Here is a 25905-nt window from a genome sequence, read left to right as displayed (position 1 = left end):
CCGTCTAAACCATCATAATGAATTTGCGCTTCTTGCTAAAATCGCAGAAATTCCTCACGAAACTGGCTTGGACTCTGCCCCTTTGCCTTCTTAAAAAAATAGGCAAAATGTGCCTGGTCGGCAAAGCCCAGATGGTAACTGATTTCCTTGACCGACTTACCTGTAGTTCCCAGCAGGGCTTCCCCTTCACTCAACAGCCTGTCAGCAACCAGCTCTGAAACCAGCTTACCCATTGTTTCCATAGTGATTTCATTCAATCTACGGGAAGAAATGCCCAGTTTTTCACTGTAAAAGGAAGTCTCTCTTTTACTTTTATACTTCTGGCCGATCAGTATTTTTAATTTGCGCATCATGGCTGTTTCTACAGAATCCTGTTTCCCCTGGTTTACCTGCTGTGATTGTGTGCCCGCATAGAGTAAAAGGATGGCCAGGTAATGCTGGATCACCGGCATGGTACCACGTGTATCATATACTTCCTGGTACAACAGTGCAATGACGGCAGAAAAAGTACGCAGCAGTTCCGCTGTCAGCTGTACCATGGGTGATCTGCTGAAATAATCAAATAATCCCCATTGTTCCATTTGGGGATTTTGAGTTAAGAAATCCTGAAATATCTTTTGGTTAAATAAAATCATCCAGCCATCTTCAGGATAAGCGATCATCTGGTGTACCTGGTTCTTGTGCAGGAAAAAGACACTTCCGGGTTGCATCGGATAATTCCTGAAATCAATGCGGTGTTCCCCTGTCCCTTTCGTCGTACAATAACACATGTAAAAACTATGCCGGTGTGGCGCGAATGATGATTCTTCATAAAAACTGTTCAACCGTACCACCTGAATGGGTTCTTCACTCAGCATCGGCTGAAAAGGCAGGTCAAGGGTTGGCTGTTCGGTCATCAGATGATTGGAATTAGGATTTACTTAAACGTTTTAGTAAAAGCAATGGCAAATTTACATTTTTCAAAAAACAAATCAACAGTGGATACGGCTGTATGGTAAAAAAGAACAACTCATCAATGGCATTCCGGCTCGCAAAAATACATCATGGGTCCAATCTGAAAAGATATGGCTATCTTGGCCCGTCTTTATCAGGAGTATTTTATAAACGCTATATTTAAGAGCACATCCATGGAAGAAATTACACGTTTAATCCTGAATCACTACCCGAATGCTACAAATGGTTCTGAAACTACAGAAAAGTACCTCACATTTTTAGAAAATGAATATAATTGCGACTTAAAGAAGGTACTTTTTGCTACTTCTCTTTGCTGTGATGACATCAACATCTCTACCAATTTCCGGAAGGTACTGACCAGGCCCTTTGCCATGGGCGGTTTAGGCGGATTACCATTTTCCGGATTTACCGGCATGGTTGCTTATGGGCACCATATCCCCGATGGAGGTGATGCCTTCATCTTCTACGGCCCCCATATCGGAATTACTGATGAGGGCATATTGGGTAAAATGCGCAGGCCTGGCCAACAACACCTCACCAATAGCTGTGGGGCATTAATGCTTGCACTAGAGCGCCTAAAAGCCACTGACGAAATTTATATCCCCAGCAGTTATGAATTTGACTACCAGCAAACACTGCTTGAACGTACCATGATGCCCTTTAAACAGCAGATCCTGGCAGCTGACCTTCCCCACAAGGAAATCACAGAAGTAGCCTATCAGTGTATTGACAAACAGATACATTACCTGATCAAGAAAACGGCGGAAGAATTCACCTGCAACAGGGTCTTTCTGTTGGGTGGAATAATTTTAAATACCAGTCCTGAGTTTGCAGACTATGTAGATATACGTACATTTGAAATGATTGACCTGAAAAGCCTGGAGCCCATACAATCAGAATCTATTCTGACCAATGAAGCGTTCATGAACTTATAACATGTTCAGTCTCTTTTAAATCATTAAAGTCGGTACTGCATCCACACCTACCGACTTTAATATTAACTATTTATTTACCTAAACATTCACGGTGAGCACCGATGATGTGTGTGATCAACAAGCTAACCTACTATGAATTAGCTTGTAAAACGATTTGAAGGTAGATAACGGAAATCAATCCATTTGGAATAATATACCTACACCGATAAAAAAGCGACGGGGAAGGTGATTTCATCGATAACACCTTGCGGTCCCTGTCCTTAAAACACCCTACAATTTGTATTCATTATAAATAAAGTTATATTTGCCGCTCAGCCTTATCCTCATATTGTCTAAAGAATCCACATATCATTCCGAAAATCAATTAAAGATTGATGAGCAGACTTTTTTTGAGCTTTATGAATTTTATTGGAAAAAACTATACCATATCGCTTTAAAGTACCTGGGCGATAGTTTTCAGGCGGAAGAAGTGGTACAGGAGTTATTCACTTCTTTATGGCAGCGTAAGGATACCTTGCTGCTTTTTGAAGATACGGTGGAGAACTACCTGGTCAGGGCAGTACGTTTCCGTATTGCCAGAATTTACAGTGATGAAGTACGGAGAACGAAGAAAATTGACGAATTCAAGCAAAGGCAGGCGACTTCCAACAACCTGACCGAAAAGCAGGTCTTATACAACTTCTTACAGGAGGATGTAGACAAGCTGGTCAATTTGCTGCCAGACAGATGTAAGGATGTTTACCAGCTCAGCCGTACAAAAGGATTAAATAACAGGGAAATTGCAGGAAACCTGCTGATTTCAGAAAAAACAGTAGAGAATCAGCTGACCAAGGCGCTTAATTTCATCCGTAACGGTTTGAAAAGATATCCGCGTACGTAAAGCTGAGGTATAGGGGAAAAAACAGTGTGGTGATAATGTATAATTAAAAAGTCATGGATCCGGAATTATTAAAAAAGTGTTTATCGGGGAATGCATCAGACTCAGAATGGGAGCTTTATCTCAGCTGGCTTAGTGGCAGTGATACGGAAGAAAGTATCAATGAGGAAGAATTACCAGTTTTACCACAAATGGAGCTGGCGATAAAACACCGTACCTGGCAAAAAATAAACCAGCAAAACCTGAAATATGAAGAAAGCAGGAAACGTAAAAACTGGCTTAGCGGAATAGCGATAGCCGCCAGCCTATGCTGCCTGGGCTACTTCTCCTTTTTTGCAGTCCGGCACCAGGGCAGCCCACAGCAAACGCAGGTGTTCAAATACAATAACAGTCTCCATGCCGTAGAAAGCCATTTCAATGGTTTAGCCATTCAGCTAGCCAAAAACAGTGAAGTCAGCCTCAAAACAGAAAAGAATGCAATGATAGATGTTCATTTTTCCGGTGCGCTCATGTTGAGCAATACGGCAAATGAAGACCAGTATATTGAGGTCAGTACAGACCGGAACCAGAAAGACAGCAGCACCAGAAAAATGTGTATCCGCAAAGGAAAATCGTACCTGTTGGGTTATTTCAGTGCCAATCACGATGAACTGGTCCTGATTGACAAGCAAAGTATGGTTGACATTCCTCCAGCCTTGGCCTTAAACATGAGACAGAGCTTTAATCTCTAACCGAAAGCCAACCAACATCCAGTTTTACAATAGCTGATCCATGGCCTGAAAATTCCTGGCCATATGGTATCCCATCTTATTTATTTAAAAATATTCTAAATAACATAGGGGGTAAAATGATGTTCATGATAATATCCTTATGAAAGCTCAGTCCTATCAATCAAAAAAGATAGGTTATCCGCAAAAGCTTCATAAGAACAAATGACAAAATTATACAGCACGCTGATCCTCTGCCTCCTCTCTATTTCTCTTTTTGCACAAAAATCTATCAGCGGTAAGATCCTGGATGAACATGCGCAAACTATCCCCTATGCCTCTGTAACCGTATTGCGGCATGCGGACTCGGTAAAATCACATGCCGCAATGACCGATACACTTGGAAACTTTTCCTTCAGTGGGATACCCAACGGGAAGTATGTGATCAAAATCAGTTACATGGGGTACCAGGATTATTATACTGAAGTGATCGCCATCCACCCTACTGCACAGCACCATCAATTCGGGGAAATTTACCTACAGGCAAACAGTAATTTACTAGGCACCGTCACGGTAAAAGGCCAGCGTCCACTTATAGAGCAAACACTCGACCGCACCATCATGAACGTAGAAAAGAGCATCCTTGCCGAAGGCAATACCGCTATGGAACTGCTGGCCAAAGCTCCGGGGGTAACCATTACCGAAAGTGGCGCCGTTTCTTTAAAAGGCAGGACCGGAACGCTGGTCATGATCAATGGGAAACAGACCTACCTGTCCGGCGACCAGCTGGCCAACTTGCTTAGGGGAACCAGTTCCTCCTCCATCTCGCGCATTGAGATTATTGCCAATCCTGCAGCAAATTACGATGCCGCAGGCAGTGGTGGAATTGTCAACATCATCCTCAAAAAGAACAGCCTCACCGGTTTTAATGGGGCAATCACTACCAATACCGGCTTTGGCCGCGGATTCCGCTATGGGGCAGGAACCAGCCTAAACTACCGCAGCAACAGACTTAGCCTGTATGGCACCTATAATTCCAATAACCAAAACATTGAAAGCTCCGTAAAAACGGAACGCAATTTCTATGATATCCCCCAAAATACAGGCGGTATCCTCCAACAACGTTCCTTCCAGCAAATGGACGAAACCGCTAAACTCCGCTCACATAATTTCCGTGCAGGGGCCGACCTGCAACTTGACGATAAAAATACGGTAGGCTTCCTGGTGAATGGAGCCATTGGGAAATACCCTGCGAATCAGACCACCTTAAACAGCCTGACCGATAAAAATACCAGTGCCATCCTTTGGAATGCCCTCACAAAAATTCAGGGCTGGGAAAACTGGAGAGATTTCCTGTACAATGTAAATTATGTACACCAATTCGACAAAGAAGGACACGAAATCAAGTTTGATGCCGACTACTTTTCTCATTTTTCCAACATGGACCAGCAACTGGATACCCGTTATCAGAACAGTCAGGGTGCCGATTTGCGTGAACCAGGCAGCAGGGTGATAAAAATTCCATCCAGCAACGATATTTATACCGCAAAAATAGACTACAGTAAACCACTGGGAAAGCAAACAAAACTGGATGCCGGATGGAAAGGGAGTTATGTGCGGACAGAAAATGACCTTCAATACGATACCCTGCAGCATCAACTCTATGTAAACGATGCCGGAAATAGCAATCAGTTTATCTATAAGGAACACATCCAGGCAGCTTACCTCAACTTCCACAAAGAATGGGAAAAATACAGTCTGCAGGCAGGTTTAAGGGTAGAATACACTGCAACGGAAGGCCATCAGGTTACCACAGACTCCTTATTCAAACGGGATTACTTCGGCTTCTTCCCCAGTGTTTTCCTCACCCGTAATTTTGGGGAAACCCATAAAGTAAAAGCAGGTTACAGCCGCAGAATCCAGCGACCGAGTTACTGGGACCTGAATCCTTTCCGGGTGTATAACGACCCCTCTTCCTATTATGAAGGGAATCCCTACTTAAATCCTTCCATGGTCAATGCACTGGAATTAGGCTACAGTTATACATCCAGGTACTTTACCTCCCTCAGTTACAACCACACCTCTGCTGTGATCGGTGAGAAAATCGCACAGCAAGGGAATGAAAATATAACTTTTGAAAGGCCAGACAACCTGGGGAGCTTTACCAATTATGGGATTAGCTTTACTGCCTCCACAAATATCACCAAATGGTGGACAGGGAGCCAGTTCTTAAACCTCTACCATAACCGTTTCAAAATTGACCAAAGTGCGACGGCCTCTTCGGAGACCAATTCTTCCAGTACGCTTACCTTTAACTCCCAGAACAACTTCATCCTTTCCGATAGCTGGAAGGCAGAACTCAGTGGTTATTACAGCTCAGGGGAAGTTTCCGGAACCACCACCACCAAAGCCTACAGCCTGGTCTCCGCCGGTCTGCAAAAAGAAACCATGAAGGGCAAGGCGACGATTAAGCTGATGGTCAACGACATCTTCCAGGGATATCGCCTGCGCCAGGAAATGATCTACCAGAACATCTCCTCCTATACCCGTAGAAATCCGGATAGCCGTTCTTTTATGCTCTCCTTCAGCTACCGGTTTGGAAACACCGGCGTTGAGCGGAATGACCGCAAAACGGCGAGTGAAGAACTCAAAGACAGAATAAAATAAGGTTGTCCCTAATCGGTATAGTTACCTAAAATAATTCATTTAAATGTCGGAATCATGAATCAGAACAAATCATCAATCCCTCCAATAGATACCCTTATCCTTAAACATCTGCAGAAAACAAAAAAAGCTGCAGATGCAGAAACACTATGGTTTGATATACGTGCTTCAGGATATCTCATCTCCTACTGCTCCATCTATTTCAACCTCAAAAAATTAATCAACATGGGGCTACTCATGAAAAAACCGGATGGAAAGCGGAAATATATTTATCAGACTCCAGAGCATTTCAATAATTATCAGGCCTAAAATGACGAAATCGGAATTCAACTCATGAAAAATACCAGGACACAGGGATAAAATTTTACAGCTCCATTCAAATTAAACCCACATGCATTCAACTTTTAAAACAATTAATAAATCAAAATTCAACACTAGTGGTACAATAATTTAACAATTCAGTATTTTTTTCCCTACAACAAGATCATACAACCTTTATGTTTAAAACTGTTCTGCCGATAGAATAGTGTGCTTATATTCATATATTAACCTTCGTTACATAGAATCTTCTACGAATGAAAGTTATTAACCTGGTTGCATGTTGTCTGACAATGTCAGGCTATGCTTTTGCTCAATCTCCTTTACCTGCGATACTATCGGAACTAAAAAAGGCCACACAAGACAGCATAAGGGTTCTGGCTTACTATAAGCTGGCCAACTATTACTGTATCCCTGATCCTGATTCAGCGCAGTTCTACAATACAAAAGGCCTGGCCCTGGCAGAACGTATCAACTATCCAAAAGGCATCGCTTCAATGAATGCTTCCATCGCAAGGAGTTATTCAAAAAGTGGGCAGATGGATCTGGCCAAGAAACATTACCTCCTTGCCCTGAACCTCTTTAAAAAGTTAAAAGACCTGCGGGGGATTACCGCTGCAGAAAACGGACTTGGCATCACTGCCGCCTCACAGGGGATGAACAAAGAAGCCACTACCCATTTTCTTGCGGCATTGGCCATCAATCAGCGCAGGCATGATACCATTGGAATGATAGAGTCGCATATTAAAATCGGGCGTTTAGAACTGCAGCATACCAACAATCCGGATAAAGCCCTGGAATACTACCAAAGGGGACTTCGCCTCAGCAATGCGCTGACACCACCATCTACTGCAGGGTCATTGCTGAATAACATAGGGACAGCCTATGCGTTAAAAAATGACCTCAATACCGCCCTTCAGTATTTCCTGAGGGCATTGAAATTAAGTGCAGCACATGAATATACAGAACTCAGGTTACTATCGCTGATCAATATTGGCAATGTCTACCAGGAACAGGGCGACTTGGCAACCGCCATGAAATATCAAAAACAGGTTTTAGCCCTAAGCCGGAACAGGAAATTGCCTGAACAGGAAGCAAGGGCGCTGGTAAACCTCGCCTCCATAATCAGTACCGCACAACCTGACAGCAGTGCCAGGCTGCTTGAACAAGCCTTAGTGATCGCTCAAACAGTTAAGCTACCCCATATGAGACTCGATATTTACGAAAGTATGGTCGACCTTCATAAAGGGACAGGTAACTACCGCAAGGTAACGGAAACACTGGAAGCACAAATACAATTAAAAGACAGCCTGTTCACCATAAAAAAATCCAAAGAAATCGCCGGTTTACAGGCAAACTTCGATCTGATTAACGAGAAATTGAAGATCCAGCGCTTACAGCTGAAAAATGAACAAATCGAATCCTCAAGGAAAGCCATACTATTGATCTCCTCGGCAATCACATTGATTCTGATCATCATTATTTTCTTTTATACCAGAACGAAACAATTAAATCACGGTCTCCTGCAGCAAAAAAACCAACTCGACAAATTAAACAATTACAAAGACAGGTTATTTTCCATCATTGGTCATGACCTCAAATCGCCGCTCATCAACATTGTCAACATGCTGGACTTATACGAGACAAAGACCCTTTCAAATCAAGATGTACAACAAATTGTTCCGCAATTAAAAGAGCAGACCGAAGGTACACTAGACATCCTGGAGAAATTACTGGCCTGGGGAAAACTGCATATCAAAGGTGCAAACCTGAACAAGACGACATTCAATGCCAAGGAACTTATACAAAAAAACATTTCATTGTACCGGACAACTGCCATAGAAAAATCGTTGCAGCTTACTGATGAAACACCGGCAGAAATCCTGATGTATGCAGATATTACCTATGTAGACTTTGTCATCAGGAACCTGATCACCAATGCGATTAAGTATACACATGCAGGTGGAAAAATAGAAGTTCTTGCTGCTTTCAACCAAAAAGAAGGATTCAATACCCTCACCATCAAAGACAATGGGATTGGCATTGCCAAAGAATTTCAGGAGAAAATCTTTGAGCCTTTAAATAAAAGCACCAACGGGACAGCAAATGAAGCGGGGAACAGTCTTGGCCTGATGTTATGTAAAGAATTTATCCGGGAGAACGGCGGATTTCTGGAACTCAAAAGTGAATTGGGAAAAGGGACAGAATTCTGTATTTCATTTCCGTATGCACAAAGCTGACCGAATAGGTTTAGTTATCTGTTTCCATCAAATGGCATTACCTTTCCCCTTGTCTTCCATAAAAATTACAGGAGAAATATTTAATTAAAGATTACTTATAAGATTTCAGTTAATAACCTCCTGATCTCTACTTTTTAATTTCATGATTATGGGAATCATACAACCGGGACACTTCTTCCCTAATCTCATTATATTGTAATTAATACAGATAAAATTAATAGATAAATCGTTTTAATTGCATATTAGCACAATATACGACAGACATAATGGCTAAAAAAAAGGATTTATTTTCTGATATACGCAATGAATTAACCACAAAAATTCCCCCTAATTAATAAATAATTTCACCTAAAGCTATACAATCCCAATAAATACCTTATGAAATATTACTTAATATTTATCTAAATATTCAATTTGTTGGGTGAGCAGTATAGAAAAAAAAGCGAGATTAGAATTTGCCGAACAGTTGAAAAAATACAGGGATACTGCCTGTATTTCACAGGCCCACCTGGCTCAGGGGCTTGGCATGCAGCAACCTTACATTGCAAAAATAGAAAAGGCAAATCACAGTATAGGACTGGATATGCTGGTTATTATCAGTACTTATTTCGGTGTTAAATATTATCAGTTAGCAGATCCTGGCTTTCCTATTCCGATGAGGGAAAAGCTGCATGAAAGCATACGCAAATTTCACAAGCTTAAAAGCACAGATACAGGTTACCTGAAAGATGCTTCTCCCAACTACTCTAAAAACATTGACAAGTACCTGAAGGGTGGTTATCTGAATGAGGAGAAAACATCTAAGGAAATTGCAGTAGACTTTCTACATCTCTATCAACAGACCATCCCCCCGAGTAAAGTTTCGGATATTTTATGCCGTCCGCCAAGAAGAGATTTATTAGATATCACCAAACCTGAAAATGGCAGGGGAAACCGGTACAAGCTGAAGAAAAAAGTCATTTAGCAGGTAAAGGCTGCCAGAATACAGACAGCCTCACCACCCCTCATTATGTTGCCAATTAATTCAACATAAAAGTTTCTTTAAGTCTTTCCACACATTCTTTATTTTTAATGATGGTCAGTGCATGTTTCAATACATAGGCATAATCATCTTTCATTTCCGTTTTATACCCCAGGATGAGGATCACCAGCATTTTATCTCTCAGGCTGGCATCCGCAACCTTTAAAAAGGAATGGTAAATCCCAACAAAATTCATTCGGGTATATTTTTCCAAATAATTGCAGATCATCCTTTCCACGATAAAAAAGGGATATTGTTTCGATGTAAATTTGATGTGGTTAGGAATACTGTCTACAAAATCCAGTTGAAAAGTATGGTGATAATAATTACACAATTCAAGATAAGGCTTCATGTTTTCATCTAGCCATAATGCATTCATTTTCCTTTGAAAATTTGCGATGATTGCCCTGCACTGCCCGGCAATAACATCTGCTTTCAATAATTCATACGAATAATCGGAAAGCTGCGCACTGAAGCCCTCAATCAACCCCAGCAGTAGCTTCATATTCCTTACATGCCTGTTATTTTCATTATAAGCATTCCACTGGTTGAATTGGGGTTTCGTTTTGACTTTATCTGCCAGAAGCACCGGTTTAAAGGCAGCCTGGCAATTATATTTTGCAGCCCCGCGGCCTGAAAACTCAGGCCTTGACCGTTTATTGGGGATAGGCTGGTTATCGAATTGAACCAGCAGCTTGTCATCGGGTTCGAAATGGTAATCATCTAAAAGGTACTGGAGTCCTGTAGAATCCTTCAACACCATAGAAAAATACTGCGGGTTTTCCTGGTTCCTCAGCTCAAAGAAAAAATGGTTCTCTTTACTGGCAAAAGGGTATACAGTATAACTTTTAACTTTTTGGGGATCATCTGAATAAAAAGAGCCATGGTAAACCATTAAATAAGGCATACTATCTACCGGACTGCTCAACACCAGTTCTATTTCAACATTCTTTTTATCTGCTGAAAAATCGTCTACGATTCCATCTTGTTGGGTGTTTATTTTTTTCATGAATTTATTCTTTTTAAAAGTATGACAAGGGTCAGCCATCAATTTCATGAAGTCGCTAGATTTCACCTATGGGATGCCCTCCCCTGTTTCTACCGCATACATCAGCTACAGACACTCCTATTCCTTAAGTTCTTTTTACGCTTCATTTAAAATGATGGCAATAATTCTCAGGGAGAAAACCCCAAAACATTCAGGATTTGGATGGCAAATGGAAAAGGAAGCGGCCATTGTACAAAATCACCTAATTAAACAGGCCGCTTTCCCGCCCGGTCAATCCGGGGGTTTGGCGATTTCATTCCAGGATTTAACTGTTTTTCTTTGCATGAGGATATCATCAAGGGTTTATCTGTTCAATAGTTGATTTTTTTCAGCATAGCAATCCCCTTACGTTGACAACGTTCATCTTACCACCAACAGAAATTGCAGCTGATAGAGCATATATACCTGCTCAGTTCCACCGGCACAACGACGAGGATAACCTTAACCAGCAGATAACAGCCCTGGGAAACAGGATCAGGAAGGGGGTGCTTTTTGAAGTTTTCGTATCATATCATTAATGAGTTTGGTTATTTCTGAGCTAAACTCCCGATGATCTCATAAAGTATCCTGTGTTGATATCAATTGAAACTTCTCTCCATTATTGATATTGTCCACCAGAAAAACAGCCATAATCCGTATTAAAAAATATTAATTAAATCACAATATTTAATACAGGATTATATTTAAATCACTCATAGTTTATTTAATACACCAAATGTAATAACAATATCACTAAATACTAATTATATTATGGCATAATATTCTGATGAATATTTAGTTTGCCTGTGGAAATGTTAAAATAAAATTTAAATACATAGCCAGAAAACCATTCACAAACAACTGAAAAACAGATAAATAAACCACAAAACACCCTGTCAAAACAATACTATCATTTTAACTCCTTTCCCATCGTAAAGAACCGCATCGACCATTCGATGCGACTACCATTCCCTTATGCCGACAGAAAAAAAAGAGGCAATCAATTTGCCCCATCCATTTGAAAAATTCAGCTCGCAAATGATACCAGCAGCCGCAGAGTTTCCTCTCCATCCCCTGTCCTGACAGGAAAAAAGACAGGATTAGTTTAGGCCATATTTGAAAACAGTAAAAGGATAAGGGGGGAAACTGAAAGGAACAGACTGCAATAGAGACTTGCAGATTCCGGCATAGGGGATTTCCAGGCAAAGAAATCCCCTATCACTATGAGGATAGCGAAAAAATCAGAAACAGGAAAAGCAGGGATTAAATAAAAGGATCAGTCCTTAATTATCTCTTCCGAGATTGCGCTTATGTTCATTCAAGTAATTAAACAGATCATCATCAGGAATGACCGAGCGCAACCTTACTACCCTTGGATCTTCTCCATGGTGATTCGTACAAGGCTGCCCCCGTTCGAAGAACAACTGGTAGTAATAATAAGGGTTCATGATCAGCCAGCCGCTTTTTCCGATATCGTGGCTTCTTTTCACGGCCTGCACGAATAACAACCATAAACAGGGCCCCAAGATGAGTACGACAAACCAATGTTCGCTGGTATTGCGAATGGTAGCTGCCGACTTATCCATCGTCATAAAAAACAAGGAAATGAGGCCTAAGTAAGCAAAACAGGACAGCCAAAATTCGGTCCTGCTGATACGGCCCTTCAGGGAGAATGGATTTTGAAACATTTTTTTAAGTGTGTGTTGTTTTGTTAAAAGATTGCTCCCTGACTAACCTCAGGCATTGATAAAATGAATATCAGTATAAAAAGTCAACCTTACAAATCCAGAATCGGCGCTGCACAAACTTCTTTCAACCAAGTTTATTATATTTCGCCAGTAAAAACGAATCAGGAAATAAAAAGTTCAGTCAATCAATTTTATATAGAAATCAACAATCTCAAACAGTACAAACCTAAACAATTTTATGTACTTTTTTACACAAATTGATGATTTACGGGGACAAAATACCCCTATTCAATAGACAAAATAAAATAATGGCAGGCTTTTAATTTTAAATGCAAAAATTTCCATAAAAATAATTTATCACCCAAAATTCTGGAGTGGCCTCTGCTTATTGGACAAACTTATCCCTGCAAAAAACCAAACTGGCCAAAATGGCCTTTCCTCACACCATCTAAACATTCCCGCCTGCTTCCGGTTACTTCTCCAACCAAAATATCATCAGCTATGGCAACATTAAACGTACAGCCCAAAAATCCGACACCATGGTGGTTCTGGCTTCTACTCCTCCTTGCCGGGGCGGCAATAATCTACTTCCTCCTGCTTAAAAATGACCCAGGATCAGCCGAACAGGTGATTACTGCCCCTTCAGGGCCACCTCTTTCACCTCTATATAGTCGGGTCCATTTTCCACAGGATAACCTTCTATTTTAACGCCCTTAAGTTTTACATTTTTGCCAATATACTCGCCCAGCTTAACCGTTGTACTTCTTAGCGCATAGGTTTGGGCAGCACCTTTCAAGACATGTGTACCATATTGATAAGTCGTCATACCCGATTCTTCAATCGTTCCGCTCAGCGTCATCTGGCCTTTTTCAGCTGGGGCATACATTGTTTTACAGCTGGACATTGCCGATACCAGGGCCAACAGAAATATTATTTTTCTCATAATCGTAAAACGTTTAAGATAGCCATTCTGCTACACAAAATCAGCAAAAAAAAAACGGGACTGGTCAATCCGACCCATCCCGTTTTATCTAAATTAACGCTCTCATATATACAGACGCTCATAAAAGCAGAATATTGTATATACCTTTAAATTTATTTAACATAACTGAGTCCCATTGCATAAAAAAGGAAGGCCCACTTATCGGCAATCTCCTGGATAACCATACCGGTAGGTTTACCAGCCCCATGCCCAGCATTTTTTTCTATCCTGATCAGCACAGGATTTTCACCCGACTGCAGCTCTTGGAGCTGGGCTGCAAATTTAAAAGAATGCGCAGGCACCACCCTATCATCATGATCGGCTGTTGTAATCAAAGTCGCGGGATAAGACACACCACCCTTTAATGCGTGAACGGGCGAATAGTTCAGCAGGTACTCAAACATTTGTTTTGAATCCTCAGCGGTACCATAATCGAAACTCCAGCCGGCACCAGCGGTAAACTGATGGTAGCGCAACATGTCCATCACCCCCACCGCAGGAAAGGCGACTTTAAAAAGTTCCGGGCGCTGCACCACCATAGCCCCTACCAGCAGGCCTCCATTGGAACCTCCCATAGCAGCCAGGTATTTTGAAGAGGTAAAGCCCTGGTCAATCAGAAATTCAGCCCCGGCAATAAAATCGTCAAACACATTCTGCTTTTGCAGTTTTGTACCTGCCAGGTGCCACTTCTCCCCATACTCCCCTCCTCCACGAATATTCGGCACGGCATACACCCCACCCTGTTCTATAAAGCTGACCACGCTCGTACTGAATGCAGGCGTCAGACTAACACTAAAACCACCATATCCATACATCAGTGCAGGATTCTCTCCGTCAAGCACCAAGCCTTTTTTATGGGTAATAATCATGGGTACCTTTGTCCCGTCTTTTGAAGTAAAGAAAACCCTGCCAGACTCATAACCTGAAGGATCGAAGTCCACGCCCGATTTCCTGAAGACCACAGTTTTATTCTCCTCCATCACATACCTAAAAATCGTTGGCGGGTACACATAGGAAGTAAAAGTATAATACAGTTCCTTTTCTTTCTCCTTGCCATCAAACCCGGTAGCGGTTCCCAGGCCTGGCAAGGTAATTTCATGCTCCAGGTTACCTTTCAGGTCATATTGCAATACAACCGAAGATGCATCCCTGATATAATTTGCGAAAATCCTGCCGCCTCCGGTGGAGGGACTGATTACATTTTCTGTTTCAGCAATAAGCACCTTCCAGTTCTCAGGAGAAGGCTCAGAAGCTTCTGTAGTCACCACACAGCCATTAGGTGCATTTAAATCCGTATGTATATACAAACGGGAAGCCTGGTTATAAAAAATAGTATGGTTCTTCTCCAGGTTATCCACTACGGTGACTATCTTCCCATTGGGATCGGTAAGATCCTGCAGGTACAACTCATTTCCTGAAGTAGAATTTGCGGCTGAAATAACCAGGTACCGTTCATCTTCAGTCAGGGCAGCACTGATATACCTCCTTGGCGTTTGTTCAGCACCGAAAACCAGTTCATCTTCTTCCTGTGCCGTTCCCACCCGGTGATAATATAAGCTATGCAAAGCAGTCCTTCCGGAAAGCTGGCTACCTTCCAGGGGCTTATCGTATGTACTGTAATAAAAACCTTCATTTCCGCGCCAGGCAATATCAGAAAACTTAATATCCTTCACCTCCCGGTCAATCTCTTCACCGGTTGCAGTTATGATGGTCACCACATCTGACCAGTCTGATCCACCGGTAGAAATTTTATAGGCCGCCCGGCTTCCGTCTTTCGAGAAACTGATCCCAGAAAGGGAGCTGGTTGCATCTTCAGAGAAGGTATTGGGATCAAGGAACAGCTCAGGTTCTCCATCCTCCAGCTGCCTGTATAAGACAGGCTGGTTTTGCAATCCGCTGTTTTTATAAAAATAAGTATATGCACCTTCCTTAAAAGGGCGGGAGAACTTCTCATAATCCATCAGGGTGCTCAACCTCTCCCTGATCTCATTTCTAAAGGGAATTTGGGACAGAAAATCCTGGGTTACCGCATTTTGTGCATCCACCCATTCTTTTGTTTCCTGCGACTCATCATCTTCCAGCCAGCGGTAGGGGTCTTGGACCAGGGTTCCGAAATAATTATCTTCAATTTGTACTTTTCTCGTATCGGGATATCTCATTTATATATACTGTAAAGGGGTAAATATACACCTGTATACCTATTCAAACGAATAAGCCCCCCTTAAATTTCATATCAGCTGGTTAAGTAGCAGAATCCCCAAAAGGCCAACAAGTCCTACGATAGACTCCATAGCAGCCCATGACTTAAAAGTATCCTTCATACTCAGGTTGAAATACTCCTTAAACAGCCAGAATCCGGAATCATTCACATGTGAAAACATCAGGCTTCCTGCACCAACGGCCAGCACCATCAGATTGGGATCGGTATGGGTAGAAACCATCAGCGGCAGGATAATACCGGCCGTGGTCAATCCTGCCACCGTAGCCGATCCGATACAGAAGCGGATAATTGCAGCAATCAGCCAACCCAGGATCAAGGGATGCACATGGAGGTTTTTCAGCAGGCCTGCAATTTGTCCGCTGACACCACTATCCACCAGCACCTGTTTCAGGGCACCTGAACCTCCGATAATCAGGAGGATCATGGCTACGTCCTTCACAGCTTCCCCATAAATATTCATGATATATGGAATCTTCTTTCCCTGAAAAACGCCCAGCGTCAATGTGGCAGTAAACAACGCCACCAGCATCACCATAGCCGGGTTACCTGCAAAAGCGAAAAAATTCACCAGCACAGGATCCTTAAATCCAAAGAGTGCAAACACAGTCGTCGCCATTAACAGCAGGACTGGCAACAAAGCAGTCAAAAAACTGTTCCATGTTCCGGGCAGGTCCTCTTCAGGCAACTCCACAGGAACAAAAGAAGCGAGCGGACTTGAAGGAATATGTTTAAGTGTACGGGCAAAAAGAGGGCCACCAACCACAATTGCGGGTATCGCTACCAGCATCCCATACACCAGGGTAAGTCCCATATTGGCATTAAACTGAATCACCAAAGCTGAAGGTGAGGGATGAGGTGGTAAAAAACCATGGGTAACCGACAAGGCGGCAAGCATCGGCAGTCCGATATAGATCACAGGAAGCTTATACTTATACACGATAGAAAAAATAAGCGGGATCATGAGTACGAATCCGATTCCATAAAACAGGGGAATCCCGATCAGAAAGCCGGTCACCACCACACCCCATTGAATATATTTCTCGCCGCAGACCTTCATCATCACGGCCGCAATTTTTTGTGCAGCCCCACTTTCGGCCACCAGTTTACCCAGCATCGCCCCTACGGTAATGATAATCACCAGTGATCCCATCACATCCCCTATCCCCTTTTCAATGGAACCGGCCAATTTATTCAAAGGAATACCCAGCAGGATCCCGGCAAGAATGGAAACGACAAGAAATGAGATAAAGGCATTGATCCGGAATACCGAAACCATGATGATCAGCAGTAAAATACTGCACAGGACAATAAATATAGTCATACGGCGAATACTATTTGGTTCATCTGCAGGCGATATTGATACAGACTCCTTAAATATAGTAAATCTCAGTGACTATGCCATTCCGCCGTTAGCGCCTATATTCTGTGCATTGATCCACTTCGCCTCATCGCTCGCCAAAAAAAGCACGATCTGTGCAATATCATCAGGTTCAGCTATACGGTTAAATGCAGAAAGCGAAGCCAGGCGTTCAATCACTTCAGGAGATTTACCATTCGTAAAAAGTTCAGTATTCGTAGGCCCCGGAGAAACTGAATTCACATTGATCCCCCTTGCACCAACCTCCTTAGAAAACACACGGGTCAGTTGCTCTACCGCTGCTTTTGTAGCTACATAGGTACTGTAACCCGGCAGCATGATGCGGTTCACCGAGGTAGAAAAATTAATCACGCTACCATGGTCCGCCAGACGTGTCGCTGCTTCCCGCATGGTATTGAATGTACCCCGTACATTGACATCAAACTGACGCGTAAACTCCTCATCGGTTGTATCCTTCAGTAATTTGGTAATCATAATACCTGCGTTATTCACCAGCACATCAACTTTTCCGTAATGAACAATTGCAGCATCAAATAATTTCTTCACCTCTCCAGCTTTACTGACATCTGCACGTACAGCAATCGCTTCACCGCCCTTTTCAATAATTGAATTTACAGTTTGCTCTGCCGCTTCCTTTCCACCAGCATAATTGACGATAACTATAGCTCCCGCAGCGGCCAGTTTTTGGGCAATATTCGCTCCAATACCTCTTGACGCCCCCGTTACGATGATTACTTTTCCTGATAGGTTACTCATAATTTTCTATTTACAATGATCTTTCGTGGTCTGTGTGAACCGACTTATGAAACACACATTTTAACCCGGTAAATATAAATATTTAATGATGCCATTTAGTTTTAATTAAAACAAGGAATGAATAATAGATTACATCAGCTTACCTATACCTGGAAAAGGTTTTGTGGCTGGTTCATATACATTGATCTTACGAACTGCATTTTGATCATACTATCGGTCCACACCCTTATAATTTAAGGAAGAAGATATTCAGGCGTTGTTTTCAAGATCAAAACTAAAAAGCACTCAAACAACTAAAAATCATCATTTTAAACCAAACACACTATAGTTAAAAGACAACTTTACTGTTATTTTTTAAGAAAAACATCGTCTCCGAATTTTTTTATTTAAAATAAAAATATTTATAATAGATAAATTAAATAAATAATTTATTTTTGTTAAAACGCTAAGCAATTATTTCAGCCAGATATAGCCTTTAAATTCAAAATTTGAATTGTTAGATGTAAAGAATCAATCCAGATTTTATCAAAAAGGCATTTAGAAAATGGGATTAAATCCTTTTAGAATGATGCATTTATCAACTTTTAATCATAAGACCAGGAAATGATGTTACACAACGATTTTTTCAATTCAATTTTTTCTACTGATGCTTTGGTAGAATTATTAAAAGCTCAAACCACTTCTACCAAATGGACAGAGCGTATTGACGGGGCCCTTGAAATTAAAAAATTTTCCAAGGGACAGCTCCTCCTCAACACAGGACAAACGCCTGATTACCTATACTTTCTGCAGATAGGTGGTGCGCGGGGGTTTCTATTTTGATCATACGATTAAAGAACAGACGTTCTACCTCTGGGATGAGAATTCCATGGTCACTGACATTACAAATTTTTTTGATAAAGTACCGTCTGATTTATGTATTGAAATTAGTGAGGATACCCAGATGTTACGTTTACACAGATCTGCTTTAGATCAAATTATCAAGGAATATCCTGAAGCTACCTTATTTCTGACCGCCATTCTCTATCACTATTGCAAACACCATCGTTCAAGGGATATGGATCAGCAATCGCTGACGGCAAACGAGAAGCTAGGAAAGATTTTTACGCTGAGAAAGAAATTATATCTGAAATTTTCCCGTAAATGGATCGCATCCTATCTTGGCATGTCACGTCAATGGCTTTATGATATCACAGGTAAAAGCGAAAGCTGATCCTGCTATTAGATAAATTCTGGAGCAGATTTTAATTCTGCCCATTCATATCCCCCGGATCAACTGACAGTTTTCTATGGAAGACTCCTGATCCTGGTATTTGTATAAAAATTCAACGGATGGCAACCATAGAATTGATCCCAGCCGTTGAATTTTTTATGTACATGGATGCATACTACCTTATCCTGCAGAAAATAACTTTGCATCGGCACAATGTTTCTATTGTGTTGTCTTTGGTTTTGCGACACCCTCCAATTCCATTCTGAATCTTCTCTTCCCCTGTACAATTATCAGGTTGTTAAGCCTTTTCATAAAAGTCTATCTGCAAATTGGCTTGATCAATCATTTTTAGACAAAAACCAATCAGACGAAAGCATCCAACTTAGCCTATTTGACAGATAAGGGTAGCCTTTACTATCACTAAGCAACCAAATGATGTGTTAAATACACAAATAATCACTTTCTAGAAGCTAGCAAAAATCATTTTGGACACCTGTGCAAGGAAGTGTGTTATAACTTAGGCCGTACACTGTTATGCATAAAACAATGGTCAAACAATAGTAAAAGCATGGTGAAACCATGTTTGGTAAGGTGTTAACAAGTAGTTGACAGGTAGTTGACAAGGGCTAAGACCTTGTCAGCACCTTGCCAGCCCCTTGTCAACACCTTGTCAGCACCTTGTCAACTATAGTAACACCATTGGTTCACAATGGCTTAGGTATGGCTTCATGACGATCCAATCCACACCTTATTTCTACGTTTATAGAGCTAGGTAACATTCAAAGGCTGTTTTAACTATTGTGAATAGGATGATGTCAATGTAAGCCATCTGTGTAACACGCTATTCTTTTCTCAACCCGTGACCACCCTAATTTATTTTGGACAGGTGGTGAGGTTACCTAATAGGTACAGGTACTAATGACAGGTCAAATTTTAAAACACATGCTATTCTTACCCGGATAAGGGAAATTTTGTAAATAAAATGACAACATTTTGTAAAGTTACCGATACTCCATTCAGGAATACATGTTTAAATTAGTCCTATAAATCAACGACATGGAAATCACATTGAACACTAAATCAAAATTACCATTCATAGAGAAAATAAATTGTCTCTTGATTGATAATGGATTTTGGTTCTTAATGTTCCTGTTTTTTTGTGCTGCTGAGGTCCACATTATGAACGTTGATGCTTTTGCAAATTTCCTTCACAGGATGCCTTTACTGGAAAGCGTTGGTGTTGTACTGGCCTATCTGATTACGGTATTAGAAATGAGTATTGTTATACTCTTACTCCTTCCTTCAACCAGAGAGCTGGGTTTATTTATCTCTCTTATTCTGCTTATCATTTTTACGACCTATCTGATCTATATTATTTCCATTGCAGCCCATTTACCTTGTCCCTGTGAAGGGATAATGGGCGGATTGACATGGACACAATGTTTGGGATTGAACCTGTTGTTAGTCGCATTAAACATAGCCTGTTTGCCAGGATTAAAAATTACTATTTCAAGATCATCTAATGTTGTTGTATTATGAAAACCGAGGAAAATAAAGAAACAGTTCTTGAAATGGTGAATCAAACGGCAGTTCAAACCGAAATTATTGAATCGGCTATTGGTTTAAATGATTTCAGTACCCTACTGGATGATTATGCAATTTCATACCTAGAGAATCCTCTTTATTTCTACGCTGGCAACGAACCAACGCCGGGCGATACAGAACTTTACGTTTCGGTAGTTCTTTCACAAATCAATGAAGTTTTAAACCGGATCTTGCCTTTTCTTTCCAAATGGAAGCTGTCCTTCAAGCTTCTGAGAAGCGAACTGATGGTAAATAATTTGCTTGCTGGAAATCTTGGATATGAGAACATTGGAAAGATCGTCACAATATATGCTCCTGTTGATCCTGATAATAATTTTATCATACAAAATCTGGTAGATATGACCAGAGATTTAAAATCTCCTGCCATACCTGGAAATTACCATTTAGGTGGTGCAATCTATACCTATAATGCTGATTCATCAGTCACACCTGGAGCACATCTTAGCAAATCAAGAATATTAAACAACCGATACATCGTATTATCAAGGATTAAATATGATTACAGAGGTGAGGTCTTGGTGGCATATGACTTTAAAAGTATTTTTAGGATAAAAAAAGTAATTATAAAAAAGGGACTTAGATATGCTGCATCAGATTTCTATGACAGGGATATTAAAGACAGGCTGCAATGGCAACAACATGTTCATCAAAAACTGAATGGGCATTTAAACATCCCAAAAGCAATTGATTTATTTGAATATGAAGGAGATACTTATTTTGTGATAGAATTTATCAAGGGAGAAACCGTAAGAAATTTCATCAGAGAATTGTTCAATAATAGATGCTGGTTTGACCTGCGCAGTACAGAAAGACTTGATATTGTAAATCTTTTGTTTAAAATTGTCAACCTAGTGAAAACTATGCACAATCAAGGCATTGTTCACCGGGATATAACCCCTGAGAACTTTATACAAACTCATGATGGGAAAGTCTATATCATAGATTGCGAGCTTGCTTATGATATAAAACCAGATAATCTGGATCATCCTTTTCAACTCGGTTCAGAAGGCTATATGTCGCCTGAACAAAGGATTGCTTCACGTCCTACTGAAAGTGAAGATATCTATGCATTGGGCAGTTTGATGTTCCTTTTTTTCAACAACATGTCGATAAGGAAATTTGACTCAACCGATCATGAACAAATAGTTAAAGTCACCTCATTTTTCACAGGAAACGTACGAATTGCCAAATTAATTGCCCAATGTTTAGATGTAATTCCTGGACAACGACCAACCTTGGATGATATACTAAAAGATTTGACATGGTCATCAGAGAATAAGCTTTTTGAATCTGTTAACCGCAAGAATTTCTACCTGGAGCGTACTCCAGAAGTGGCTGAGGTGACTACATTAATTTATAGTGCATTTAAAGGTTTAAACATTCTTAACAATGAAAATTATCTTGAAAGCACTACTACTTTTCCAACTGAGATTAGTTTAACCAGTTCATTAGGATCACTTATTCAATTGTTGCACGATCCTGATTTATCCGATTTTACTTCACAAAAAAATGAGTCAGTCACCAAACTGCTATCAAATTTAGATTTGTTATCCACAGTAAAAAGCAAAATAAATACACCTGGTCTTTTTTGCGGTGCACCAGGTTTTGCGTTGAATTTGCAATATCTCATAAGCTTGGGTTATACCAAAGAGGAAATAATCTATAAAAAGGTGATTGCAGGATGCTTTAAATCTGAACCAAATTGTTTGGATTTGGCTAATGGACAAGCAGGATATGCATATGCATCTTTGCTTATATATGCTGAGAATCAAAACAAATACTTTTCCGACATACATCAGGAACAAGTACAGTTATTGATCAACTTGCAAAATCCGGATGGATCTTGGAAGATCGATAATAATTCAAATGCTTCATACGAAAAGAACCTTGGTTTTGCAGGAGGAGTATCTGGAATCATTTTTTCATTGATTGAAAGCTATAAAGTATTTCCAAAAGAAGGAGTAAAACAAAGTGTCGAAAAGGGATTACGATGGGTGTTAAAGAATATAGATTTGCCCAAGAACCATTTTTTTGGCTTTTCTACCCCTGTTACTAATCATTCATTTATCAGTGGTGATGCAGGCATAATCTTAGTATTTCTGTACGCATTTGAATCTTTTGGAGATAGTGAATATAAAAATCGGGCAGAAAAACTTCTCTCAAAGATGGGTGAATACCCCTGTCATTTAGAATATAGCCTCGATATTGGATTGATGGGTACTGGATTAGTCTATGCAGAAGCAGGAAGGATACTTAAAAGTCTGTTATGGAAAAAAAAGGCAGAATGGATTTATGATATTTTATGGAATACCACATTCCAGGAATGTAAAGAGAAAAAAATCTGGGACACCAAAGGACTGGGATCTCCTGATGATACACTATTCACGGGTACAGGTGGGATTATTCTGTTCCTTTTAAAATTCAGAAAATTACTGATTCAATTCCTATAAGGCTATTTACAACTCATTATAATACTTCATAAATATTAAAATTGATATGGAAACTACACTAAAAGACAAATTTCAAATTATAAGTAAAACTAAAGAGATAATTATTGACATGACCTGCTTTCTATTGATCATACTTTTTGTTTATACTGCCATTACTAAGTTATATACCTATTCTTCATTTGAGGAGGGTTTGCACAACTCGGTTTTACTCAAACCTTATTCTCATATATTGACGTGGTTCATTCCTTCTTCAGAAATTTGCATCAGTATATTATTGATTATTCCAAAATCAAGGTGGTTAGGATTACTCAGTTCATTTCTTCTCCTCCTTTTTTTTACGATTTATCTTATTTATATGGTGAATTATGGTGGACCTAAAAGCTGCGGTTGTGGGGGCGTTATAGAAGCATTAAGCTGGACACAGCATATTTATTTCAATATATTTTTCATTCTCATATCTGGCACCAGCTTTTATTTTGAGACTTCATTATTTGATATACATCAAAATATAAAATATAAAATGGAGGACAGCAGTAGTAATTAAAAGAGTTAATACATTTTGTATCCACTATAAAACCTATAGCTAAAACTTAATTCCAAAATATACTCATCAGTTTCAACTATTAATTTTGCAGTTACTAATGAGACGAAAGTTATTTTGTACTCGGCTGTAAAAAAAACGAATACATCAATAATGTATTCGATTAAAAGAATTCGTGCGCACGAAGCAGGAGATATATCACCTCCTGGATAAATATTTGTGATTTTAACCTACCAAATAACAAATTTATGAAAAAGTCATTTTTAGGTCTATTTGCAGCGGTAGTTGCAATTAGTGGCAGTGCTTTTACCATCCTGCCTCCAAGTCTAACCGTATACGGAGCTACAACTAATTCAGATGGCCCATTTACCCAGAGAACGAACACTTATAATTCATCTTTATGTCAACCAGTGCAAAATACTTGTGCATACATAGTGACGACATTAGGTGCAAATAAGTTTTCAGAGACTGTTTTAAATACCGCTTTAGCTGCTACTTATTTAGCCAATGGCTGGATTAGAAAAAGCGCTCAACTAGGCATCTATATCGGTCAATAATAAATAATTAGTTGGGGGATTCTCTCCCCCAACTAATTATTTTAAAGCTTCATCAATCGTTTCAATTAATTCAGTCGCACCTCGTGAAATTGTTAGACCGGGCTGAACACCAATTGTTGGTTTGGGGGGTATGGCTGAAAAAAGAATTCCATTTTTGATGACTTTCAATGTTGGATATCCAGAAATATTGTAAAATTTAATCAATTCATTATCCTGACCTTCACCATTAGTAAAAAGATTAACCGATCCATCATGGGTATATTTACCTCCGGCAAGTGATTGGATCCACATTTCTTTGGACTTGTCTATTGATACACTTACAAAAACAACTTTATTATTTTCTTTATAATGATCGTATACTGGCTTCATCGCATCCTTTAATATACTGCAATTCACACAACCAGTATACCAAAAATCCATGACAACTATTTTATTTTTAAAGTCTGCTAAAGAATAAATTTTTGAATCTTCTCCAAACAATTTGAAATCTTTAAATGGTTGTCCCTTAGTTAACGGCTCCATAAATTCCTGTAACATATGTTTATAATAATCGCTTTTAATTACATCAAAAGTTGACTCGTAAAAACCTAAAACTGCTGGACTATTAATCATTCTCATCAAGAACATAGCAAGTAATTTGTCTTTTAATATCCCAACATATTTTCGTTTGATATCCAAGAGGACATTTGAGATAAAGCTATGCTCTGGAACAGAATAATAGTTAGATTGGTTCATTTTACCTAACATATTTAGTTCTTCTACCAGATAATTGCTATAATTCGGTGATAAAGTAAGAATGCTATCAGATAGTAATGGGATACCACCCAATTTTTTTTTACCCGAATAAAACCTTTTCAAACTATCTAAATAGATTTCATTCTGTTGAGCTTCCAAATTATAAGCGTAAATTTCCCAATAATACCTATATCCATAACAGTTCGCAACTAGTATCTGGTAATCGGTTTTATTCAAATCACTCTTATGCTTTTTCAATAATTTTAACTGTACCTTTAGCACCGAATCAGCTTGTACATTCCTTAAATTAAAATATTTCAAATATTTTCTGAGTTCAACCATCCTATAGATCGAATAATTCGGTTGATAATTTAATCTAATAAGTTCATTTTGTAAATTAAGCATTTTTGAACCTGAACCACTAAACGCAAAGCCATTCTCACCTATCGTACAATTGATAACACTTCCTGAATTTATAATGTAGACGTTGTCTAAGGCGTTAAATATTGATCTTTTTGAACCTGTTCTTTTAGAACAGCTTATGTGTAGATACATTTTATTTTGAGGAGATGGGATAATAAACGTATTACTTCCATTAAATTTAATATCCTGACGGTAAGTTGTTTTTTGAGCACTCGATAAAAGTTGAAGGCCAGAAATAGGATAGTTTGATGTTGTAATCATTAAAAATGGCTCTTTTAATTTCATTACGTTTGAATCAGTAATTTTTATATGAAGGGTAATAGTCGGACCAATGATTGGGTCTAATGTGACTGAGAAGGCATCCAATGCAACAATAGAAAATAGAGAAACGAATAAAAATTTGATGTGTTTCATTAGAATACTTTTTTTTAAAAAAAATTTCACAAAATAATTATGATTTTATAGCTATTTAAAACCTAAACAACTTTAAATCAACAATTATTCAATTAAATAAATTTATTTGTTAATATTTTTTATTTTAGAATTTATATGATAAAGATTATTATAATAAGATTTTAATTTACTATATTAAATATTTTCATATCATTTTTAA

At 39.6% G+C, this 25905-nt stretch carries 20 protein-coding genes; 12 read left to right on the top strand and 8 right to left on the bottom strand.

The genetic code is table 11. From position 1 onward, the window contains the following. Positions 1-35: 35 nt before the first annotated feature. Positions 36-896 (bottom strand): helix-turn-helix domain-containing protein, encoded by an 861-nt coding sequence (locus ACSBL2_RS06610; protein ID WP_442590887.1) that lies wholly within the window; start codon positions 894-896, stop codon positions 36-38. A gap of 231 nt (positions 897-1127) precedes the next feature. Between ACSBL2_RS06610 and ACSBL2_RS06605 the strand changes: the two genes are divergently transcribed. The 7 genes from ACSBL2_RS06605 (at position 1128) to ACSBL2_RS06575 (ending at position 9659) form a co-directional block, all read left to right on the top strand. After that, positions 1128-1889: a hypothetical protein gene (locus tag ACSBL2_RS06605; protein ID WP_442590886.1), complete on the top strand. Its 762-nt coding sequence runs from the start codon at positions 1128-1130 to the stop codon at positions 1887-1889. Between the two features lie 328 nt (positions 1890-2217). After that, on the top strand, positions 2218-2769 hold the full coding sequence (locus ACSBL2_RS06600) for an RNA polymerase sigma-70 factor (protein WP_442590885.1): 552 nt from the start codon (positions 2218-2220) through the stop codon (positions 2767-2769). Positions 2770-2822: 53 nt separating this feature from the next. Beyond that, entirely contained in the window at positions 2823-3497 is a 675-nt protein-coding gene (locus ACSBL2_RS06595) for a hypothetical protein (RefSeq protein ID WP_442590884.1), read from the top strand. Positions 3498-3698: 201 nt separating this feature from the next. Continuing rightward, positions 3699-6140 carry a TonB-dependent receptor domain-containing protein gene (locus ACSBL2_RS06590; RefSeq protein ID WP_442590883.1) on the top strand — a complete coding sequence of 814 codons (2442 nt, stop codon included), beginning with the start codon at positions 3699-3701 and terminating at the stop codon, positions 6138-6140. 54 nt (positions 6141-6194) lie between these two features. Beyond that, positions 6195-6446 (top strand): hypothetical protein, encoded by a 252-nt coding sequence (locus tag ACSBL2_RS06585; RefSeq protein ID WP_442590882.1) that lies wholly within the window; start codon positions 6195-6197, stop codon positions 6444-6446. 266 nt (positions 6447-6712) lie between these two features. After that, positions 6713-8695 (top strand): tetratricopeptide repeat protein, encoded by a 1983-nt coding sequence (locus tag ACSBL2_RS06580; RefSeq protein WP_442590881.1) that lies wholly within the window; start codon positions 6713-6715, stop codon positions 8693-8695. A 421-nt stretch (positions 8696-9116) separates the two neighbouring features. After that, positions 9117-9659: a helix-turn-helix domain-containing protein gene (locus ACSBL2_RS06575; RefSeq protein ID WP_442590880.1), complete on the top strand. Its 543-nt coding sequence runs from the start codon at positions 9117-9119 to the stop codon at positions 9657-9659. Between the two features lie 55 nt (positions 9660-9714). On the opposite strand, the gene ACSBL2_RS06570 is transcribed toward ACSBL2_RS06575, so the two are convergent. The 6 genes from ACSBL2_RS06570 to ACSBL2_RS06545 form a co-directional block, all read right to left on the bottom strand. Continuing rightward, complete coding sequence (locus tag ACSBL2_RS06570) at positions 9715-10725, bottom strand: hypothetical protein (RefSeq protein ID WP_442590879.1); 1011 nt, start codon at positions 10723-10725, stop codon at positions 9715-9717. A 1301-nt stretch (positions 10726-12026) separates the two neighbouring features. Continuing rightward, positions 12027-12431: a DUF805 domain-containing protein gene (locus ACSBL2_RS06565; RefSeq protein ID WP_442590878.1), complete on the bottom strand. Its 405-nt coding sequence runs from the start codon at positions 12429-12431 to the stop codon at positions 12027-12029. A 631-nt stretch (positions 12432-13062) separates the two neighbouring features. Further along, the gene (locus ACSBL2_RS06560; RefSeq protein WP_442590877.1) at positions 13063-13374 is read right to left on the bottom strand and encodes a hypothetical protein; all 312 of its coding nucleotides are present in this window, start codon (positions 13372-13374) and stop codon (positions 13063-13065) included. A 152-nt stretch (positions 13375-13526) separates the two neighbouring features. Further along, complete coding sequence (locus ACSBL2_RS06555; protein WP_442590876.1) at positions 13527-15572, bottom strand: prolyl oligopeptidase family serine peptidase; 2046 nt, start codon at positions 15570-15572, stop codon at positions 13527-13529. Positions 15573-15641: 69 nt separating this feature from the next. Beyond that, positions 15642-16955 carry a gluconate:H+ symporter gene (locus tag ACSBL2_RS06550; RefSeq protein WP_442590875.1) on the bottom strand — a complete coding sequence of 438 codons (1314 nt, stop codon included), beginning with the start codon at positions 16953-16955 and terminating at the stop codon, positions 15642-15644. Positions 16956-17027: 72 nt separating this feature from the next. Continuing rightward, positions 17028-17768: an SDR family oxidoreductase gene (locus ACSBL2_RS06545; protein ID WP_442590874.1), complete on the bottom strand. Its 741-nt coding sequence runs from the start codon at positions 17766-17768 to the stop codon at positions 17028-17030. 943 nt (positions 17769-18711) lie between these two features. Here ACSBL2_RS06545 and ACSBL2_RS06540 point away from each other — a divergent pair. From ACSBL2_RS06540 to ACSBL2_RS06520, 5 genes are all read left to right on the top strand, one after another. After that, positions 18712-18981: a hypothetical protein gene (locus ACSBL2_RS06540; RefSeq protein ID WP_442590873.1), complete on the top strand. Its 270-nt coding sequence runs from the start codon at positions 18712-18714 to the stop codon at positions 18979-18981. A 1056-nt stretch (positions 18982-20037) separates the two neighbouring features. Then, on the top strand, positions 20038-20520 hold the full coding sequence (locus ACSBL2_RS06535) for a MauE/DoxX family redox-associated membrane protein (protein ID WP_442590872.1): 483 nt from the start codon (positions 20038-20040) through the stop codon (positions 20518-20520). After that, positions 20517-23036, top strand: a complete 2520-nt coding sequence (locus tag ACSBL2_RS06530; RefSeq protein WP_442590871.1) for a lanthionine synthetase LanC family protein — start codon at positions 20517-20519, stop codon at positions 23034-23036. Before ACSBL2_RS06535 ends, ACSBL2_RS06530 begins: the two co-directional genes overlap by 4 nt. 46 nt (positions 23037-23082) lie before the next feature. Further along, positions 23083-23580, top strand: coding sequence for a MauE/DoxX family redox-associated membrane protein (locus ACSBL2_RS06525; RefSeq protein ID WP_442590870.1), 498 nt, complete (start codon positions 23083-23085; stop codon positions 23578-23580). 245 nt (positions 23581-23825) lie between these two features. Further along, positions 23826-24134, top strand: coding sequence for a hypothetical protein (locus ACSBL2_RS06520; protein WP_442590869.1), 309 nt, complete (start codon positions 23826-23828; stop codon positions 24132-24134). Positions 24135-24170: 36 nt separating this feature from the next. On the opposite strand, the gene ACSBL2_RS06515 is transcribed toward ACSBL2_RS06520, so the two are convergent. After that, a complete protein-coding gene (locus ACSBL2_RS06515; RefSeq protein ID WP_442590868.1) occupies positions 24171-25706 on the bottom strand; it encodes a TlpA family protein disulfide reductase in 1536 nt (511 codons plus the stop codon). Between the last annotated feature and the right edge of the window lie 199 nt (positions 25707-25905).

The sequence above is a fragment of the Pedobacter sp. AW31-3R genome, from assembly GCF_052180285.1.
GTDB lineage: Bacteria > Bacteroidota > Bacteroidia > Sphingobacteriales > Sphingobacteriaceae > Pedobacter.
Note: the sequence above shows the minus strand (reverse complement) of the source record. Positions and strands in the feature narration are given on the sequence as shown.

What these genes read in the sequence shown, in the direction of transcription:
- ACSBL2_RS06610 (WP_442590887.1), bottom strand. Translation starts at nt 896, where the DNA reads ATGACCGAACAGCCAACCCTTGACCTGCCTTTTCAGCCGATGCTGAGT.
- ACSBL2_RS06605 (WP_442590886.1), top strand. Translation starts at nt 1,128, where the DNA reads ATGGAAGAAATTACACGTTTAATCCTGAATCACTACCCGAATGCTACA.
- ACSBL2_RS06595 (WP_442590884.1), top strand. Translation starts at nt 2,823, where the DNA reads ATGGATCCGGAATTATTAAAAAAGTGTTTATCGGGGAATGCATCAGAC.
- ACSBL2_RS06590 (WP_442590883.1), top strand. Translation starts at nt 3,699, where the DNA reads ATGACAAAATTATACAGCACGCTGATCCTCTGCCTCCTCTCTATTTCT.
- ACSBL2_RS06585 (WP_442590882.1), top strand. Translation starts at nt 6,195, where the DNA reads ATGAATCAGAACAAATCATCAATCCCTCCAATAGATACCCTTATCCTT.
- ACSBL2_RS06580 (WP_442590881.1), top strand. Translation starts at nt 6,713, where the DNA reads ATGAAAGTTATTAACCTGGTTGCATGTTGTCTGACAATGTCAGGCTAT.
- ACSBL2_RS06570 (WP_442590879.1), bottom strand. Translation starts at nt 10,725, where the DNA reads ATGAAAAAAATAAACACCCAACAAGATGGAATCGTAGACGATTTTTCA.
- ACSBL2_RS06565 (WP_442590878.1), bottom strand. Translation starts at nt 12,431, where the DNA reads ATGTTTCAAAATCCATTCTCCCTGAAGGGCCGTATCAGCAGGACCGAA.
- ACSBL2_RS06560 (WP_442590877.1), bottom strand. Translation starts at nt 13,374, where the DNA reads ATGAGAAAAATAATATTTCTGTTGGCCCTGGTATCGGCAATGTCCAGC.
- ACSBL2_RS06555 (WP_442590876.1), bottom strand. Translation starts at nt 15,572, where the DNA reads ATGAGATATCCCGATACGAGAAAAGTACAAATTGAAGATAATTATTTC.
- ACSBL2_RS06550 (WP_442590875.1), bottom strand. Translation starts at nt 16,955, where the DNA reads ATGACTATATTTATTGTCCTGTGCAGTATTTTACTGCTGATCATCATG.
- ACSBL2_RS06545 (WP_442590874.1), bottom strand. Translation starts at nt 17,768, where the DNA reads ATGAGTAACCTATCAGGAAAAGTAATCATCGTAACGGGGGCGTCAAGA.
- ACSBL2_RS06540 (WP_442590873.1), top strand. Translation starts at nt 18,712, where the DNA reads ATGTTACGTTTACACAGATCTGCTTTAGATCAAATTATCAAGGAATAT.
- ACSBL2_RS06535 (WP_442590872.1), top strand. Translation starts at nt 20,038, where the DNA reads ATGGAAATCACATTGAACACTAAATCAAAATTACCATTCATAGAGAAA.
- ACSBL2_RS06530 (WP_442590871.1), top strand. Translation starts at nt 20,517, where the DNA reads ATGAAAACCGAGGAAAATAAAGAAACAGTTCTTGAAATGGTGAATCAA.
- ACSBL2_RS06525 (WP_442590870.1), top strand. Translation starts at nt 23,083, where the DNA reads ATGGAAACTACACTAAAAGACAAATTTCAAATTATAAGTAAAACTAAA.
- ACSBL2_RS06520 (WP_442590869.1), top strand. Translation starts at nt 23,826, where the DNA reads ATGAAAAAGTCATTTTTAGGTCTATTTGCAGCGGTAGTTGCAATTAGT.
- ACSBL2_RS06515 (WP_442590868.1), bottom strand. Translation starts at nt 25,706, where the DNA reads ATGAAACACATCAAATTTTTATTCGTTTCTCTATTTTCTATTGTTGCA.